The organism is Caulobacter flavus, from assembly GCF_003722335.1.
In the GTDB taxonomy this organism is placed as follows: Bacteria; Pseudomonadota; Alphaproteobacteria; order Caulobacterales; family Caulobacteraceae; genus Caulobacter; species Caulobacter flavus.
In genome coordinates this window covers 4,400,504-4,417,862 of sequence record NZ_CP026100.1, presented here as the reverse complement: position 1 = coordinate 4,417,862, position 17,359 = coordinate 4,400,504, and the positions used below count along the sequence as shown (strand labels likewise).

General features: G+C 68.1%; 18 protein-coding genes and 1 tRNA gene. 9 read left to right on the top strand and 10 right to left on the bottom strand.

The window, feature by feature from the left end; all coding sequences use genetic code 11:
- Positions 1-235: 235 nt before the first annotated feature.
- Together C1707_RS20070 and tig are read left to right on the top strand one after the other, a co-directional pair.
- A tRNA-Leu gene (locus C1707_RS20070) sits at positions 236-320 on the top strand.
- Between the two features lie 174 nt (positions 321-494).
- Positions 495-1,853: a trigger factor gene (gene tig / locus C1707_RS20065; protein ID WP_276310636.1), complete on the top strand. Its 1,359-nt coding sequence runs from the start codon at positions 495-497 to the stop codon at positions 1,851-1,853.
- A 79-nt stretch (positions 1,854-1,932) separates the two neighbouring features.
- Here tig and C1707_RS20060 read toward each other — a convergent pair whose 3' ends face one another.
- A complete protein-coding gene (locus C1707_RS20060; RefSeq protein WP_101715705.1) occupies positions 1,933-2,382 on the bottom strand; it encodes a hypothetical protein in 450 nt (149 codons plus the stop codon).
- Positions 2,383-2,593: 211 nt separating this feature from the next.
- Between C1707_RS20060 and C1707_RS20055 the strand changes: the two genes are divergently transcribed.
- Positions 2,594-3,223: an ATP-dependent Clp protease proteolytic subunit gene (locus C1707_RS20055; RefSeq protein WP_101715704.1), complete on the top strand. Its 630-nt coding sequence runs from the start codon at positions 2,594-2,596 to the stop codon at positions 3,221-3,223.
- 182 nt (positions 3,224-3,405) lie between these two features.
- Positions 3,406-3,924 (top strand): Spy/CpxP family protein refolding chaperone, encoded by a 519-nt coding sequence (locus C1707_RS20050; protein ID WP_145998497.1) that lies wholly within the window; start codon positions 3,406-3,408, stop codon positions 3,922-3,924.
- A 48-nt stretch (positions 3,925-3,972) separates the two neighbouring features.
- Here C1707_RS20050 and C1707_RS20045 read toward each other — a convergent pair whose 3' ends face one another.
- Positions 3,973-4,632, bottom strand: coding sequence for an HAD-IB family hydrolase (locus C1707_RS20045; protein WP_101715702.1), 660 nt, complete (start codon positions 4,630-4,632; stop codon positions 3,973-3,975).
- Between the two features lie 346 nt (positions 4,633-4,978).
- Between C1707_RS20045 and clpX the strand changes: the two genes are divergently transcribed.
- Positions 4,979-6,241: an ATP-dependent Clp protease ATP-binding subunit ClpX gene (gene clpX, locus C1707_RS20040; RefSeq protein WP_101715701.1), complete on the top strand. Its 1,263-nt coding sequence runs from the start codon at positions 4,979-4,981 to the stop codon at positions 6,239-6,241.
- Between the two features lie 121 nt (positions 6,242-6,362).
- On the opposite strand, the gene recG is transcribed toward clpX, so the two are convergent.
- Positions 6,363-8,438 carry an ATP-dependent DNA helicase RecG gene (gene recG / locus C1707_RS20035; RefSeq protein WP_101715700.1) on the bottom strand — a complete coding sequence of 692 codons (2,076 nt, stop codon included), beginning with the start codon at positions 8,436-8,438 and terminating at the stop codon, positions 6,363-6,365.
- A gap of 100 nt (positions 8,439-8,538) precedes the next feature.
- Here recG and C1707_RS20030 point away from each other — a divergent pair, with 100 nt between their 5' ends.
- Entirely contained in the window at positions 8,539-9,267 is a 729-nt protein-coding gene (locus C1707_RS20030) for an alpha/beta fold hydrolase (RefSeq protein ID WP_101715699.1), read from the top strand.
- Here the strand turns inward: C1707_RS20030 and C1707_RS20025 are convergent.
- The 5 genes from C1707_RS20025 to tcyJ form a co-directional block, all read right to left on the bottom strand.
- A complete protein-coding gene (locus C1707_RS20025; protein WP_145998496.1) occupies positions 9,264-9,932 on the bottom strand; it encodes a hypothetical protein in 669 nt (222 codons plus the stop codon). The genes C1707_RS20030 and C1707_RS20025 overlap by 4 nt on opposite strands.
- Before the next feature lie 108 nt (positions 9,933-10,040).
- A complete protein-coding gene (locus C1707_RS20020) occupies positions 10,041-10,352 on the bottom strand; it encodes a hypothetical protein (RefSeq protein ID WP_101715697.1) in 312 nt (103 codons plus the stop codon).
- Positions 10,353-10,415: 63 nt separating this feature from the next.
- On the bottom strand, positions 10,416-11,156 hold the full coding sequence (locus tag C1707_RS20015) for an amino acid ABC transporter ATP-binding protein (RefSeq protein ID WP_101715696.1): 741 nt from the start codon (positions 11,154-11,156) through the stop codon (positions 10,416-10,418).
- The gene (gene tcyL, locus C1707_RS20010) at positions 11,153-11,806 is read right to left on the bottom strand and encodes a cystine ABC transporter permease (protein WP_101715695.1); all 654 of its coding nucleotides are present in this window, start codon (positions 11,804-11,806) and stop codon (positions 11,153-11,155) included. Before tcyL ends, C1707_RS20015 begins: the two co-directional genes overlap by 4 nt.
- A gap of 3 nt (positions 11,807-11,809) precedes the next feature.
- A complete protein-coding gene (tcyJ, locus tag C1707_RS20005; protein WP_101715694.1) occupies positions 11,810-12,607 on the bottom strand; it encodes a cystine ABC transporter substrate-binding protein in 798 nt (265 codons plus the stop codon).
- Between the two features lie 169 nt (positions 12,608-12,776).
- On the opposite strand from tcyJ, the gene C1707_RS20000 reads away from it, so the two are divergent.
- Both C1707_RS20000 and C1707_RS19995 read left to right on the top strand, forming a co-directional pair.
- Positions 12,777-14,270 (top strand): M48 family metalloprotease, encoded by a 1,494-nt coding sequence (locus tag C1707_RS20000; protein WP_101715693.1) that lies wholly within the window; start codon positions 12,777-12,779, stop codon positions 14,268-14,270.
- A gap of 43 nt (positions 14,271-14,313) precedes the next feature.
- Complete coding sequence (locus C1707_RS19995) at positions 14,314-14,799, top strand: SRPBCC family protein (protein ID WP_101715692.1); 486 nt, start codon at positions 14,314-14,316, stop codon at positions 14,797-14,799.
- Here the strand turns inward: C1707_RS19995 and C1707_RS19990 are convergent.
- Positions 14,786-15,901 (bottom strand): beta-ketoacyl-ACP synthase III, encoded by a 1,116-nt coding sequence (locus tag C1707_RS19990; RefSeq protein WP_101715691.1) that lies wholly within the window; start codon positions 15,899-15,901, stop codon positions 14,786-14,788. The genes C1707_RS19995 and C1707_RS19990 overlap by 14 nt on opposite strands.
- Positions 15,902-16,222: 321 nt before the next feature.
- On the opposite strand from C1707_RS19990, the gene C1707_RS19985 reads away from it, so the two are divergent.
- Complete coding sequence (locus C1707_RS19985; protein WP_420808202.1) at positions 16,223-16,747, top strand: porin family protein; 525 nt, start codon at positions 16,223-16,225, stop codon at positions 16,745-16,747.
- Positions 16,748-16,818: 71 nt separating this feature from the next.
- Here C1707_RS19985 and C1707_RS19980 read toward each other — a convergent pair whose 3' ends face one another.
- Entirely contained in the window at positions 16,819-17,226 is a 408-nt protein-coding gene (locus C1707_RS19980; protein WP_101715689.1) for a DUF805 domain-containing protein, read from the bottom strand.
- Positions 17,227-17,359 lie beyond the last annotated feature (133 nt).

Genomic DNA, 17,359 nt, shown 5'->3' with positions numbered 1-17,359 from the left:
CCACGAAAATTCAAGCCTCGCAGGGTTGCGCGCGAAATCTGGTCCGTAGGGAGAGGGAAAACCGGCCCGGGCGTCAGTCGGGGGGGCAAGGCCCGGGCCGGTTTAATGTCTCGTGGCGTTACGCTCGACGGGACACGGAGAAAACGACGTCGCCCTGCCGGGGTTCCGCTGGTCTACGAAAATTCTTCGCGGACACTTCAAATGTCGCGCGACGACGGCTAAGGCTCGCCCCCACGCGGATGTGGCGGAACTGGTAGACGCACTGGATTTAGGTTCCAGCGCCGAGAGGCGTGGAGGTTCGAGTCCTCTCATCCGCACCATGTCGCCGCGCGCAGCGTTTTGCGCGCGGCGACGCCATACCCTTTGATCGACGCGATGTGTCGTGACATAAGGGCGCTCTTTCGCCGCCCCGGTGACGTGGGCGGCTATGATTTTTTGACCCCTGGGGCGGACGACGGGCGCGGGCGCCCTGATCCGAGAAGCTAAGAATGTCGATGCAGATCGTTGAAAAGTCGGGCGAAGGCCTCAGCAAGGTTTACAGCGTCACGGTGCCCGCGAGCGAGCTGGCCACGCGTTTCGAAGCCCGGGTCGCCGAAGTCGCGCCGCAGATGAACGTCAAGGGCTTCCGCCCGGGCAAGGTGCCGGCCGCGCACGTGCGTCGCCTGTACGGCAAGGGCCTGATGGGCGAAGTCATCGAGCAGGCGCTGAACGAGACCACCCAGAAGATCCTGGACGACAACAAGCTGCGTCCGGCCGGCCAGCCCGACCTGAAGCCGACCTCGGACATGGACAAGGTAATCGCCGGCGGCGAGGACCTGGCCTTCGAACTGGCCGTCGAGATCATGCCGGAATTCGAGCCGATCGACCCGGCCTCGATCGAGCTGGTCAAGCCGGTCTACAAGATCGCCGACGCCGAAGTGGACGAAGCCCTGGCCGAGCTGGCCAAGCAGGCCCGCACCTACGAGCCGCGCAAGGGCAAGAGCCTGAAGGCCAAGGACGGCGACCAGCTGCTGATCGACTTCGTCGGCACCATCGACGGCGTCGCCTTCGCCGGCGGCACGGCCAACGACGCCGAACTGGTGCTCGGTTCGGGCCAGTTCATCCCGGGCTTCGAAGAGCAACTGGTCGGCGCCAAGCCGGAAGACGTCGTCACCGTGAAGGTGAAGTTCCCGGAAGACTACCAGGCCGCCGAACTGGCCGGTAAGGACGCCGAGTTCGCCACGACCGTGAAGGAAGTGCGCGCCCCGGTCGACGCCGAAGCCGACGACGAGCTGGCCAAGCGCCTGGGCCTGGCCGACCTGGCCGCCCTGAAGGACCTGCTGAAGTCGAACCTGGAAGGCCGCTACGCCAACAGCTCGCGCTTCAAGCTCAAGCGCGCCCTGCTGGACGTGCTGGACAGCAAGCACGACTTCGCCCTGCCGCCGCGCATGGTCGAAGCCGAGTTCGCCGGCATCTGGCAACAGGTCCAGGCCGACAAGTCGCAAGGCGGCCTGCCGCCGGAAGACGCCGACAAGACCGAAGAGCAGCTGCAGGACGAGTACAAGAAGATCGCCGAGCGCCGCGTGCGCCTGGGTCTGGTGCTCGCCGAGATCGGCCGCAAGAACGACGTCGTCGTCACCGACCAGGAACTGAACGAAGCGATCGTCCGCGAAGCCCGCCAGTACGGCGCCCAGGCCCAGCAGGTGTTCGACATGTATCGCCAGCGCGCCGACCTGCAGGCCTCGCTGCGCGCCCCGATCTACGAAGACAAGGTCGTCGACCTGATCTTCGACAAGGCCAAGGTCGAGGAAAAGGAAGTCTCCAAGGAAGAGCTTCTGGAAGAAGACGACCTGCCGGAAGGCTACGGCGGCTGAGCCGTCGGTCCATCCGACTGAACGACATGGGGCGCGGACCGCGAGGTCCGCGCCCTTTTCGTTTCGGCGCCGCCAAGCCTCAGGGCTGGAACACGATCTCCACCGGCGCGGCCGCGCCCGTCGACAGGTAGGCGAAGCCGGGGCCCTCGGCCGGGCCGATGTTGCCGCCCGGCTGGAAGGCGGCCTCCAGCAGGAACGTGGTCCGGTTGGGCTGCAGGGTCAGGATGATCGTCGAGGGCTGGCCGGGCTGGACGTAGAGCGGGGCCGGCTGGCCGCGGCCGGCGTCGGTGTTCCAGAAGGCCTTGCCCGACCGGTTGCTGATGTAGGCCTTGGCCATCGGGCCGTCCCAGCTGAGGATCTGCACGTTCCAGATCGGCTGCGGCAGCGGCCCGGCCGACAGCGCCACGAACGGGCGGCCGTTCGGATCGACGTCGATGGACGCGTATGGACCCACGGTCAGGACGATGTTGCAGGTCAGTTCGGCGGCGGCACCCTGAGTGATCTGCAGGGCTTCGAGCGTGTCTGTCATTGTCGTTGCTCCCCGTCCGGCGGCCGTCCCTCATGGCGGCCGGGTGCGAACAATCGGAAGTTGATATATCGTCGTTATGCGATCTGTGCGCGGCAACACACCTGCCTGCCCACACCTTGCAACCTGTTAAGCGCCACGCGATATGCGTCAGGAGCGAGAGCGCGACGCTGATTCGCGCCCGCAAAGACATTTCGAGAAGGGCGAACCCCACATGATGTACGATCCGGTCGAGACGGCGATGAACCTGGTTCCGATGGTGGTCGAGCAGACCAGCCGCGGCGAGCGCGCCTTCGACATCTTCTCGCGCCTGCTCAAGGAGCGGATCATCTTCCTCACCGGCCCGGTCGAAGACGGCATGGCCTCGCTGATCTGCGCCCAGCTGCTCTTCCTGGAGTCCGAGAACCCCAAGAAGGAAATCGCCATGTACATCAACTCGCCGGGCGGCGTGGTGACGTCGGGCCTCGCGATCTACGACACCATGCAATACATCAAGAGCCCGGTGACGACCGTGTGCATGGGCATGGCCGCCTCGATGGGCAGCCTGCTGCTCTGCGCCGGCGCGCCTGGCCAGCGCATCGCGCTGCCGAACGCCCGCATCATGGTGCACCAGCCGTCGGGCGGCTTCCGCGGCCAGGCCTCGGACATCATGCGTCACGCCGAGGACATCTCGAAGACCAAGCGTCGCCTGAACGAGATCTACGTCAAGCACTGCGGCCGCACCTATGAAGAAGTCGAGCGCGACCTGGACCGCGACAACTTCATGAGCGCCGAGGAAGCCAAGGCCTGGGGCCTGATCGACCAGATCAACGAGAACCGCGAGACCTCGGAAGCGAGCGCCTAAAGCCCTCTTCCAGAGCTGAGAAACGAGCCGTCGGCCGCAAGGTCGGCGGCTTTTTCATTGCTGTCGCGATGGTCCCGCTTTGGCCATGCTGGCGCGAGCGGGCGAAACAAACCGGCCCCAGATCGGCCGGGGAGGGCGGCGACAAGGATCGCATGACGATCCTCGAGCCTCGGAGCCCGGCCATGACCGCCCGCCGCCGCCTTTCGCTTTGCGCCTTGTGGGCCTTCCTGAGCCTGGCCGGCGCCGCCGCCAACGCCCAGGACTTTTCCGACCCCGCGCCGCGCCACGGCGTGGCCACCCTGCGCGTCGGGGTCAGCCCCGAGCAGGTGCAGCAGATCATCTCCGATCGTCTGTTGCAGGACGGCGTTACGGCGGGCCTGGCCACCCTGCGCCAGAACCTGGCCCTGACCCCGGCCCAGCAGGACCGCTGGCGCGACTTCATCCTGGCGTCCAGCGCCAGGCCCGCCGGCGTGGTCCTGGCCGTGGCTGCGCCCCAGGACGAGACCCCGCTGGCGCAGGCCCGCGCCGGGCTGGCCCTGCAGCGCGAGCAACTGGCCGTCGAGCAGCGGCGGGTGAAGGCGATGGGGCGGCTCTACAAGGCGCTGGACGACGACCAGCGCGCGGTCTTCGACCAGGCCTATTCGGCCATCGGCAGCCTGTCGGTGTCGACCCAGGCGCCGGGCATGGCCAGCGTGGAGTAGGGGGCCCCTATCTCGCGTCATTATGTAGGGTGTGGAGATCCCCGTTCGTCAGACCGGCTTGCCCTTGAAGATGCGGTAGCCGCGCTCCTGGGCGATGGCCAGCATCTCGGTGTCGCCCGAGGTGTCGCCGTAGGCAGCGGCCAGCTTCACGCGCTCGCCGAAGGTCTCGCGCAGGCGCACCACCTTCTCGGGGCCCCGGCAGTTGGGGCCCGAAAGGCCGCCGACCACCTTGCCGTTCAGGTCGTAGGCCAGCTTGGTGCCGATCAGCAGGTCGGCGCCGATGCCGCGCGCGAACGGGGCCACCACGATGTCGGGCGAGGCGGTGACGATCACCATCCTGGCGCCCTGCGCTCGCCAGCGCCGCCACACCGCCAGGGCGTCGGGACGGAACAGGCTCTGGGCGTGAGTCTCGGCGAAGGTGCGGGCCTGGGCCTCCAGGCGTTCCTGCGGCACGCCCTTGAGGAACTCGCGGATGGCCGCGGCCTTGATGCGGCCGCGATCGCGATGGAACAGGTAGGAGAGGGCGGCCGGCGCCAGGCGGATCATGCCCATCGTCCAGCGGCCGCCGCCGACCCGCCACTTCAGGAAGGCCGTGAAGCTGTCGCGCACGGTCAGGGTGCCGTCGAAGTCGAAGGCCACCAGCGGCGGGCTGGCTTCGGTGTGCGTGGGGGCGTGAGCGTCTTCCGACGCCTCATGAATCTCGGACATCTCGTCTCCGCCCGTCGGGCGAACTCCTTCTTGCGGCGCCGCTTGCAGCACGATTCCGGGCACGTCGAGAAAAGCTTAGAGCCTGCGGCGATGTTCCACAGCCCTCCAGGTGCTTGCTTTGGCCTACAGTCGTCCCATCTAGGGATGGAATCCCATGATCAGAACCGAAACATCCACGAACTTGGCGCCGGAAACGGGCTCCAAGGCTTGTGCGGCGCGTTCGGATCGGGGAATGTCAAGGATTAGACAACTCCCCCTGGGTATCCTGTTGCTTCGGTGGCGGGATACGCGTTGGGAGTCGGCGGTAGCGGCTTTCGCCGTGTCCGCCCTAGCGTGAGAAGCGACCATGACGAAAGCCGCCAGCGGCGACGCCAAGAGCACCCTGTACTGTTCTTTCTGCGGAAAGAGCCAACATGAAGTGCGCAAGCTCATCGCCGGACCCACCGTGTTCATCTGCGATGAATGCGTCGAGCTTTGCATGGATATCATCCGTGAAGAGCACAAGATCGCCTTCGTGAAGTCCAAGGACGGCGTTCCGACGCCGCGCGAGATCTGCGAAGTCCTGGACGACTACGTGATCGGCCAAGGTCACGCCAAGAAGGTGCTCGCGGTCGCGGTGCACAATCACTACAAGCGCCTGAACCACGCCTCGAAGAACAACGACGTGGAACTGGCCAAGTCGAACATCCTGCTGGTCGGTCCGACCGGCACGGGTAAGACCCTGCTGGCCCAGACGCTGGCCCGAATCATCGACGTGCCGTTCACGATGGCCGACGCCACGACCCTGACCGAAGCCGGTTACGTGGGCGAAGACGTCGAGAACATCGTGCTCAAGCTGCTGCAGGCCGCCGACTACAACGTCGAGCGCGCCCAGCGCGGCATCGTCTACATCGACGAAATCGACAAGATCAGCCGCAAGTCCGACAACCCGTCGATCACCCGCGACGTGTCGGGCGAAGGCGTGCAGCAGGCCCTGCTGAAGATCATGGAAGGCACCGTCGCCTCCGTGCCGCCGCAAGGCGGGCGCAAGCATCCCCAGCAGGAGTTCCTGCAGGTCGACACGACGAACATCCTGTTCATCTGCGGCGGCGCCTTCGCGGGCCTCGAGCGCATCATCTCGGCGCGCGGCTCGGCCAAGTCGATCGGCTTCGGCGCCAAGGTGGCCGATCCGGAAGACCGTCGCACCGGCGAGATCCTGCGCGGCGTCGAGCCCGACGACCTGCAGCGCTTCGGCCTGATCCCGGAATTCATCGGCCGCCTGCCGGTGATCGCCACCCTGGAAGACCTCGACGAGGCCGCCCTGGTGAAGATCCTGACCGAGCCGAAGAACGCCTTCGTCAAGCAGTACCAGCGCCTGTTCGAGATGGAGAACATCGGCCTGACCTTCACCGAGGACGCCCTGCACCAGGTCGCCAAGAAGGCCATCGCCCGCAAGACCGGCGCCCGCGGCCTGCGCTCGATCATGGAAGGCATCCTGCTGGAGACCATGTTCGAACTGCCCAACTACGAGGGCGTCGAGGAAGTGGTGGTCAACGCCGAGGTCGTCGAAGGCCGCGCCCAGCCGCTGCTGATCTACGCCGAGAAGAAGGGCGGCGCCGCCTCGGCCTAAGGCCCGGCGACGCAAGCTTGGAAACGAGAACGGCGGGCCCCCAGGACCCGCCGTTTTTGTTTGCTCCTCCCCCTTTGGGGGAGGCAGCCCGGAGGGCCGGAGGGGACCGCCGGAAGGCAGTTCACCCCGCGTCGTTCAGACCCGAGGCCGGCTTCCAGTCGAATAGCGCCTGCAGGGTCCGCACCGCCTCGCCGCGCGGGGAGGCGAGGTCCGGGTCGCGCGCCAGGATCAGGCGGGCGTCGTCGGCGGCGACGGCGATCAGGTCGCGGTGGGCCACGGGATCGGCCAGGCGATAGGCGGGGAAGCCGCTCTGCTTGAGGCCCAGCGGATCGCCGCCGCCGCGCAGTTCCAGGTCCTTCTCGGCGATCTCGAAGCCATCGTCGGAGCGCCGCAGGATGTCGAGCCGCTGCTGGGCGACTTCGGAGAGGGGCGGGTCGTACAGCAGCACGCAGGAGCTTTCGCGCATCCCGCGACCCACTCTTCCGCGAAGCTGATGAAGTTGCGCCAGACCGAAGCGGTCGGCGTGCTCGATGACCATGATGCTGGCGTTGGGCACGTTGACCCCGACCTCGACCACGGTGGTGGCGACCAGCACCCCGACCTCGCCGTCGACGAAGGCCTGCATCACCGCGTCCTTCTCGGCCGCCGGCATCTGGCCGTGGACCAGGCCGACGCGCGAGCCCAGGATCTTCTTCAGGTCGGCGGCGCGGTCCTCGGCCGCCCGCAGGTCGACCTTCTCGGACTCCGAGACCAGCGGGCATATCCAGAAGGCCTGGGCGCCGCCCTCGATCGCCCCGCGCAGTCGCTCCACGATCTCGGGCACGCGCGGCGTCGGCGCGGCCCGGGTGGCCACCGGCGTGCGGCCCGGCGGCTTCTCGTCGATGCGCGAGACGTCCAGGTCGCCGAACACGGTCAGCTCCAGCGTCCGGGGAATGGGCGTGGCCGACATCGCCAGCAAGTGGACGCCGTCTCCCTTTTCCTGCAGCCGCCGGCGCTCGTTGACGCCGAAGCGGTGCTGCTCGTCGATGATGGTCAGGGCCAGGCTCTGGAAGGCCACGTCGTCCTGGAACAGGGCGTGGGTGCCCACCGCCACGGCGGCCGAACCGTCGGCCAGCTTCGCCAGCTTGGCGGCGCGGGCGCCGCCCTTGTCGCGTCCGGTCAGCAGCACGACGGCCAGACCCTGCGCCTCCAGCGGCGGGGCGAGGGTCTCGTAGTGCTGGCGAGCCAGGATCTCGGTAGGGGCCATCAGGGCCGACTGGAAGCCGGCGCCGGCCGCGTCGGCCATGGCCAGCATGGCCACGACGGTCTTGCCGGAGCCGACGTCGCCCTGCAGCAGGCGGCTCATCCGCTCGCCGTGGGCCAGGTCGCCGCGCACCTCCGACAGGGCCCGCACCTGGGCGCCGGTCAGTCGGAAGGGCAGGGCCTTCTCGGCCGCCTCGGCCAGAGAGCCCGAGACGATGCGCGGACCCGGCTGGGCGCGCTTGCCGGCCTTGCGCTGGGCCAGGGCCAGCTGGTGGGCCAGCAGCTCGTCATAGGCCAGCCGCCGGCGGGCCGCCGACATCGGCGACAGGTCGATCTCGGCCTCGGGGCCGTGCAGCCGCTCGAAGGCCTCGCGCCACGCCGGCAGGCCCTCGCGGGCCATCCAGGCCGCGTCCTGCCATTCCGGCAGAGCCTGGGCCCGCGACAGGGCCTCCTGGGCGAACTTGCGGAAGGTGCGCGAGGGCAGGCCGGCCGTGGCGGGGTAGACCGGCTCGATCGGCGGGATCTCGTCGATCCGCTCGGCTTCGAGCATGTAGTCGGGATGGGCGACCTGGATCTCCGATCCGAAGCGCTCGACCTTGCCGCTGACGGCGCGGCGGGCGCCCACTGGGTGCTGGCGCTCCAGGTGCGGCCCGTGGCCCTTGAACCAGACCAGGGTGACGAAGCCGGTCTCGTCCCAGCCCCGGATGCGCCAGGGCTGGCCCGAGCGCTGCGGCGGCAGGTGGGCGTCGATGGTGACGACGAAGGTCTGGACCTGGCCGTCCTGCGCCTGGGCGGCGGTCGTCGCCGTCCGGCGGATCAGGCTCTGCGGCGCGGTGAACAGCACGTCGCGCACGATCGACCCGGCCAGCTTCTCGACCAGGGGCGCGACGCGCGGCCCGACCCCCTTGAGGGTCGAGATCGCGGCGAACAGGGGAAAGAGCGACTCGGGACGCATTGGCGGCAGGATAGCCAAGCCGGGGTGTTCTCGTCCCGTTCGCCTTGCGCGAATTTGTGGACCGGCCTGACTAGCGCTCCGATCGTCCGGAGACTCGTCCATGCCCTTCGCCACCAATCGCGGCCAGAAGATCCACTACACGGTGGAGGGGAAGGGGCCTCTGGTGGTGCTGCAGCACGGCCTGTTCATGGACGCCGAAAGCTGGCGGGCCAACGGCTTCGTCGCCGCGCTGAGCGAGCGCTTCACGGTGGCCAGCGTCGACTCGCTGGGACATGGCCTCAGCGACAAGCCGGCCGATCCGGCGCTCTACGCCCAGGCCCAGCGGGCGGGCGACATCGTGGCGGTGCTCGACGCCCTGGGCGCGGAGAAGGCGCATCTGATCGGCTACTCGATGGGCGGATGGATGGCCGTGGGCGTCGCCCGGCATCATCCCGAGCGCCTGGCCTCGCTGACTATCGGCGGCTGGGATCTGGCGGGCGGCGTGCCCAAGGGTCCGGCCGGTCCGATCCGCTTCGACATCTTCTGGGGCTTCAGCCAGCAGGTCGCGCCGGCTCTGGTCGGCTGGGTGACGCCGGGGATCCTGCCGGCGATGCAGGCCTGCTTCGAGGCCCTGGCCACGCTGGAGGGCGCGCCTGGGGCCGTGCTGGGCGCGGGCGTTCCAGTGCTGCTGTGGGACGGGACGGCGGATCCCTATCACGGACCGTCCCAGGCCTTCGCGGCCGCCAACGGCCTGCCGTTCCTGTCGACGCCGGGCGATCACCTGCAGGCGATCATGGCGCCCGAGCCTTCGGTCGTCGCCGAGATCGCCGCCTTCCTGGCGCGGGCCTAGCCGGCGGGCTTGGCCGGCTCCGGCTGATCCTTGGCGCGGTTGAAATAGCCGTAGCAGACCTTCTGGCCCAGCAGGCTCCAGCCGCTGGCGAAGGTGGCCGGCTTCAGCTCGGCCGCCTTCGCCGGGGCGGTGACGTTCGGATAGGTGTTGCTCAGGAACGGCGTCAGTTCGCCCTTCCAGTCGGCCATGTCGGCCGGCGCGGTCATGGCTGGGCGCGGCGTGTCGAGCACGTAGAACTTCTGGCTGTTCATGCTGTAGCCCGGCAGCTTGACGGCGATGTCGGCCAGGGCGGGGCGGGCGTCCAGCTTGCCCAGGAAGGTCACTTCGCCGGGCTTGACCTCGAAGGCGACCGTGCCGCCGTTGAAGCAGTCGTACCAGGTGGTCTGGTGGCTGACGGCGGTCAAGGCATAGACGCCGGGCTTGGCGCGCGACACCGCGTAACGCATGGCCGGGCTGGCGTAGAGGGTGACATAGCCCTTGCTCTCGATCCGCGACTGGGCGGGGTCGAAGCTGGCCGCCTCGATCTGGTAGGTCGCCGGGGTGGGAACCACTTCCATGATCACCAGGCCGTCGACCGCGTCGGGCGCGAAGAAGACCTTGTCGGGCGCCGTGGTGGCGCAGGCCGAGAGAAACAATATGCCAGCAAGCGCCGCAATGAGCCGCATCTGAGAATCCCCCGCTATGCGGGTGGATGGGCGCATATGCGCGGCTCGCGGGCAACGGCCAAGTTTGGGGCTCGGCCGGTCGCGTCGGACCGGCCGCTGGAAACGCCCTCAGTCTTCGGTCGTCTCGGCGTTGCCGGCCGGCGACAGCTCGGAGAGCAGGTCGGCCAGTTCGTCGGCGCGAGAGGCGCCCGAGACGTTCAGGCGCGTATAGAGATGCTCGGCCCCGTGCTTTTCGGCGGCCTCGGCGAAGCCGCGGGTGGAGTCGTGCAGATTGTTGGCCTCGCCGGCGAACACCACGACGCCTTCGGCGTTCACGTAGAGATAGTTGCCGGCGATCGTGGTGCGCGGGTCGCGATCCTCGGCCAGCTTGTAGCGATAGACGGCGCCGGAGGCGCCTTTCAGGTCGATATAGGGTTTCACGAATCCTCGCCTCTAGACACACGCGGCGTAGCCCGGGAGGGGTGCGGGGCGCCAGAGGCTAAATTATGGCTGCAAGCTTCGCAATTTGCTGAGAAACCTGCGCGTTCGTTCTTCTCGCGGTTCGGAGAACAGCGTCCCCGAGGGGCCTTCCTCGAGGATCCTGCCCTCGTCCATGAAGATCGTCCGGTCGGCGACCTCGCGGGCGAAGTCCATCTGGTGGGTGACGATGATCATCGTCCGCTTCTCGGCCGCCAGGTCGCGGATCACCGCCAGGACCTCGCCGACCAGTTCCGGATCCAGCGCCGAGGTCGGCTCGTCGAACAGGATGACCTCGGGATCCATGGCCAGGGCCCGGGCGATGGCGCAGCGCTGCTGCTGGCCGCCGGAGAGGGCGCCGGGATAGGCGTCGGCGCGATGGGCCAGGCCGACCTTGGTCAGCAGCTCCAGGGCCCGTTCCCGCGCCTTGGCGGGTGGATCGCCGCGCACGACGATCGGCGCCTCGGCGACATTCTCCACCGCGGTCCTGTGCGGGAACAGGTTGAAGTTCTGGAATACGAAGCCGACACGCCCCTTTAGGGCGCGGGCCAGCGGAACCTTGCCGCCGGCCGCGACGCCGGCGATCGACAGGCTGCCGCCGTTCAGCGCCTCCAGGCCGGCCAGGCATCGCAGCAGCGTGCTCTTGCCCGAGCCGCTGGGGCCGATCACGGCGACGACCTCGCCGGGAGCGACCGTCAGGTCGACGCCGTTCAGGACGCTGGCGTCGCCGAAGCGCTTTGACAGGCCCCTGGCCTCGATGGCGCTCATCGGCGGGCCTCCGCGCGGCGTTCAAGCCAACCCTGGCCCAGAGCCAGCAGGCTGGAGACGATCCAGTAGATGGCCGCGGCGCTGAGATACATGGCGAAGATCTCGTACGTCCGGGCGGTGATCAGCTGGGCCTGGCGAAACAGCTCGGGCACCTGGATGGTCGCGGCCAGCGAGGTGTCCTTCACCAGGCTGATGAAGCTGTTGGATAGCGGCGCCACGGCGGTGCGGGCGGCCTGGGGCAGGATGATCCGGCGCATCGCCTGGCCGCGCGTCAGGCCCAGCACCGCGGCGGCCTCCCACTGGCCCTTGTCGACGGCGGCGATGGCGCTGCGCAGGATCTCGCCGGCGTACGCGGCCACGTTCAGCGAGAAGCCGATGCCGGCGGCCAGCAGCGGCGGCAGCTCCAGCCCCAGCTGTGGGAGGCCGTAATAGATCAGGAACAGCTGCACCAGCAGCGGGGTGCCCCGGAACGCCGAGACGTAGACCGCCGCCGGCCAGGCCAGCAGCGGCGAGCGCGACAGCCGCATCAGCGCCAGCCCGAAGCCCAGCGCCAGGCCCAGGCTCATGCCGATCAGGCTGAGCAGCACCGTGTAGCCCGCGCCCTTGAGCAGCAGCGGAACCGACTGAGCGACGAGGTCGGCGGCGTCCATCGGCTAGCGCGTCACGTCCAGGCCGAACCATTTCTGCGAGATGGCGGCCAGGCGTCCGTTTGCCCGAAGGGCGTCGATCGCTTCGTCGACCAGCACCTTCAGCGCCGGATCGCGCTTCATGACCACGCCCTGGCTCTGCGGGGCGAAGGGCGGACCGGCGGCGATCAGGTCGGGCGCGGTCTTCAGGAAGTCGGCGGCGACCAGGCGATCGTTCAGCACCGCGTCGATGCGGCCGGCGCGCAGGTCCTGGTACTTGGTCGGATCGTCGTCATAGGTACGGACATCGGCTTTGGGCTGGTTCTGGCGCAGCCATTGCTCGTAGTGGGTGCCCAGGCCCACCCCGACCTTCTTGCCGGCCAGGTCGGCCGGGCCGGTGATGCCCGTCTTGCCCCTGGGCACGATGATCAGGATGCCCGAGACGGTGTAGGGCTTGGAGAAGTCGTACTTGGCCGCGCGCTCGGGCGTGATGGTGATCTGGTTGATCACCACGTCGGTGCGGCCCGATTCTAGCGCGCCCAGCAGGCCGGCGAACGGCGCGGCGACGAACTCCGGCTTGACCTTCATCTGCTCGGCCAGGGCCTTGCCGAACTCGACGTCGAAGCCGGTCAGCTGGCCGTCGGCGCCCTGGAAGTTGAACGGCGGATAGGTGCCCTCCAGCCCGATGCGCAGGGTCTTGGCGGCCTCCACGCGGGCGGCGCCGGACTGGACGCCGGCCGTGTCCTTGCCGCCGCAGCCGGCCAGGGCCAGCGCGCTTCCGGCCCCCAGGCCCAGCAGGATGTCACGACGGGCGGGGAATCGCATGGCGGGCCTCGAAGCGCAGGTCATCGGCCCAGTTCTATACCGCTGCGCTGTCGCCGCCAGAGGCAAGGCGCTTGCGGCGTCGGACGGGCGCCACCTGACGTCGATTTAACCTGACGCGGACGATCGGCTCTGGCTTGCTGCTTGGCGGTTTGCTTCCCGGGGGAGACGGATGGCGCAGAACTTCGATCCAGCCGCGGCGACGGCGGCCTACCTGGCGCAGTTGCCGCCCGAGGCGCACGCCAAGGCCACGGCCTACACGCAAGGCGGCCACTGGCTTCTGCTGTGGGGCGCGCTGGTCGCGCTGCTGGCGGCGTTCCTGCTGGTGCGCAGCGGCGTGCTGGTTCGCCTGCGCCGCCGATTCGAGGGCCGCCGCAGCCGGCCGCTGCTGGTCAGCTACTGGATCGGCGGGCTCTACATCGTCTTCGACGGCGTCCTGTCGTTGCCCTGGAGCGTCTACAGCGACTGGTGGCGGCCAAAACAGTACGGCCTGACCAGCCAGGCCTTTGGCGGCTGGCTGGGCGAGAGCGCGATCTCGCTGGCGATCGGCGCCTTGATCGGCGGCCTGTTCTTCGCCTTCCTCTACGCCCTGATCCGCAAGGCGCCGCGCACATGGTGGCTGTGGAGCGGCGGGCTGACGGCGGCCTTCATCGCCATCGGCATGCTGCTGGCGCCGCTCTACATCGAGCCGATCTTCAACCGCTACACGCCCGCGCCGGCCGGACCCGTCCGCGACGAGGTCGTGGCCATGGCCAGGCAGGTCGGGGTGCCGTCCGACAAGATCTTCATCTACGACGGCTCCAAGCAGTCCAACGCCTACACCGCCAACGTCTCGGGCCTGTTCGGCTCGGCCCGCGTGGCGATGAGCGACACGATGTTCAAGAAGGGCGCCGACATCGCCGAGGTGCGCGGCGTCGTCGGGCACGAGATGGGGCACTATGCCCGCCACCATTCGCTGTGGATCGCGGGCGTCATGAGCCTGCTGGCGATCCTGGCCTTCTTCCTGGTCGACCGGCTGTTCGCGCCGGCGTGCCGCCTGCTCGGCGGCGAACAGATCAAGGGGCTTTCCGACCCTGCGGGCCTGCCGGTGCTGAGCGCGGTGCTGACCGTGCTGCTGCTCCTGGCCACGCCGCTGACCAACAGCCTGATCCGCATCGCCGAGAGCGACGCCGACCGCTACAGCCTGGTGAACTTCAACGAGCCGGACGGCCTGGCCAAGGCGCTGGTCAAGACCGTCGAGTACCGCGCCGCGACCCCGGGACGGCTGGAAGAGATCGTCTTCTACGACCATCCCGCCGTCGGTCGCCGCATCCAGCGGGCCATGGAGTGGAAGGCGGCGCATCCCAAGCCCTTGATGACGGCCGCGCCCGACGCCTTGGTCCGGGCCGCTTTCAAGGACCGCATCGTGGTCTTCCCGAACATGCCTGTAGGGATGGACGGGATCGCGCTGAAGGCCGACGGCAGCTGGTTCGAGCGGCACGACTTCGGCTGGTCCAGGGGGCGCTATGCGATCGCCGGCGGCAGGCTCTGCCTGGACGAGGAGCGCGGTTCGCGCCGCTGCTACGCGATCGGCGGGGCGCCCGGCGGATGGACCCTGGCCCAGAGCGGCGGCGCGCCGGTCGCCGTGAAGCTGGACCGCCTGCCGGCGACGGCGTCGCCTGGGTGATCCCGTCGCGGCCTTGCGCGTTCCTCTGCCAAGGAGGACGTCCATGGCCGAACCGATCGTCAGCGAGATCACCGTCGAGGCCCTGCCGGCCGAAGTCTTCGCCCGTTTCGTAGGCGACATGGGACGGTGGTGGCCGATGGCCTACAGCCGCGGCGGAGCGCGGTTCGCCACCGTGCACGTCGAGCCGGTGGCCGGCGGCAGCTGGTTCGAGGTCGATCGCGACGGCGTCGAAAGCCCGTGGGGCGATGTCCGCGCCTATGACCCGGGGCACCGGCTGGTGGTCGGCTTCAACATCGCGCCCGACCGCGGCGTCGAGCCCCTGGAACGCCAGAGCGAGGTCGAGTTCCGGTTCGAGCCCGCGGGCGAGGGGACCCGGGTGATCGTCGAGCATCGGAGCCTCGATCGCCATGGAAGAGGCGAGGAAGCCATCCGCCAGGGGATGGCTTCCGACCACGGCTGGCCGCTGATTTTGGCGTCGTTCGCCCGAGAACTGAGGTTTCCGCGGACGCCCGCGCTCAGCGCTTCCTGACGAACACCGTGCCGGCCGAGTAGCCGGCGCCGAAGCTGCAGATCAGGCCCGTGTCGCCCGGTGCGAAATCGTCGTTGGCGCTGTGGAAGGCGATGATCGAGCCGGCCGAGCTGGTGTTGGCGTACTCGTCGAGGATGATGACGTTCTCGCCGGCTTGCGGATCCCGGCCCAGCACCTTGCGGGCGATCAGGTCGTTCATGTTGATGTTGGCCTGGTGCAGCCACAGGCGCTTCAGCGCGGTGGCGTCCAGGCCGATGTCGCCGGCGTGCTCGACGATCATCTCGCTGACCATCGGCACCACCTCGCGGAACACCTTGCGGCCTTCCTGCACGAACAGCTTGTCCCTGGCGCCGACGCCCTCAGGGGCGGCGTTGTTGAGGAAGCCGAAGTTGTTGCGGATGTTGTTGGAGAACTGGGTCTTCAGGCGCGTGCCCAGGATCTCCCAGCCGCCCTGCGCCTGCGAAGCCTCTTCCAGGATCACGGCCGTAGCCACGTCGCCGAAGATGAAGTGGCTGTCGCGATCCTTGAAGTTCAGGTGGCCCGAGCAGATCTCCGGATTGACCATCAGCACGGCCTTGGCGCTGCCGGTGGCGATGAAGTCGGCGGCGGTCTTGATGCCGAAGGTGGCCGACGAGCAGGCCACGTTCATGTCGAACGCGAAGCCCTCGATGCCCAGGGCCTGCTGCACCTCGATGGCCATGGCCGGATAGGCGCGCTGCATGTTCGAGGCGGCGCAGATCACCGCGCCAATCTCGCTGACCGGCTTGCCCCAGGCGGCGATGGCCTGCTCGGCCGCCTTGACCGCCATCTCGGCCAGGATCGAGATCTGGTCGTTCGGACGTTCGGGGAGGTTGGGCCGCATGACCTCCGGGTCGATGATGCCGTCCTTGTTCATCACGTAGCGGGCCTTGATGCCCGAGGCCTTCTCGATGAACTCGGGCGAGGAAGGGGCGAGGGCGACGACCTCGCCGGCCGCGATTGCCTCGGCGTTGGCGGCGTTGAAGCGTTCGACATAGGCGTTGAAGGCGTCGACCAGTTCTACGTTCGAGATGCTGAACGGCGGGGTGAAGAGCCCCGTGGCGGCGATGACGGCTTGATGCAAGGCGGCGGTCCCGATGGGCCGGCGCGCGACATGGGCGCGCCGATCTGATCACTGTTTGGACGCGATCAATAGCACGCCCCGCGCCGTCGTCACCTGCCAAGCGACCGTGTCCTGACCGCATCGCCCGCGGCTATTCGACCTGCCGCAGCGGAACTTTCGGCTAGCGGCCATAATCGCGGGTTCAAATGTCGGAAACGTCACGCAATGGCCCCAAACAGGTCAGGGTGCGGTCAAATACGGGCCTCGTTGCCCCAATACCCAGAGGAGGCTGAGGGAGCACAAGAAATCCCAGTACCAGGAGTAAAAATAATGAAGGTTCTCATGTCTGCGGCTATCGCCGCCATGTCGGTCGCTGCTGTTCCGGTTCTGGCCCATGCTCAGTCGAGCTCGCCGGAGATCTACGGCAACCTCGGTTACAACAGCTCGCGCGCCGAAGGCGCCGACACCGGCGCCATCCAGGGCCGGCTGGGCGCCAAGCTGACCCCGCACTTCGGCGTCGAGGGCGAACTCTCCGGCGGCGTGAAGGACGACAATATCGACCGCGCGGGCGTCCGCTCCAGCATCGAGCAGACCCATTCGGCCGCCGTCTACGGCGTCGGCTTCCTGCCGGTGAGCCCGAACATCGACCTCATCGGTCGCGTCGGCTACGGCAACACCCAGTTCAAGCAGAAGCTGGCGGGTGTCGAGAACAAGTTCGACGCCGACAGCGTCAACTACGGCGTTGGCGCCCAGTACAAGTTCGACGACAAGAACGGCGTGCGGGTCGACTACACGCGCCAGCAGTTCCGCGACAACGACGCCGACGACGCCAACGTCGTGTCGGTGGGCTACGCCCGCAAGTTCTAAGGCCTGAGCCCAAAGAAAAAGCGCGCCGCCCTCCTTGGAGGGCGGCGCGCTTTGCCGTGTCCGGTAGAACCTCAGGCGAAGGTTTCTGCGGCGTCCTTGACGGTCTGCTTCGGATCCGGACCGAACTTGTTAGGACCCGTGGTGCCGGGCAGCAGGTAGAAGATCAGCAGCACGATGGCGCCGATCAGCGGGATCAGGCCGATGAGGATCCACCAGGCCGAGCGGTCGGTGTCGTGCAGGCGGCGGAACGAGACCGCGAGGCTGGGGACGAGCATCGCCAGCGAGAACGCCAGGTTCACCAGGCTCAGCGCGTCGAAACCGCCGTTCTCGAGGCTATCGAGGCCGCCCGTGGCGATCCGCAGGATCGTGATCGCAATGCTCACGACGAAGGTGAACAGCGCGAAGAGCCAGTATTCCGAGCGACGGGCGCGTCCCGAGAACTGGGCGTACTTGCGCAGCGGTTCGAACATCAAAGACATAGCCGTTTCCCTTGCCCCGCGTAATGCGTGTGGCTCGCAACTTGAGCGGCGAATCCGGTTGCGTAAACCCCTGTTCTGACGCTTGACGTGATCGCTGTGCGGCCAGACCTTCGACCAAAAAGGGGAGGAGGCG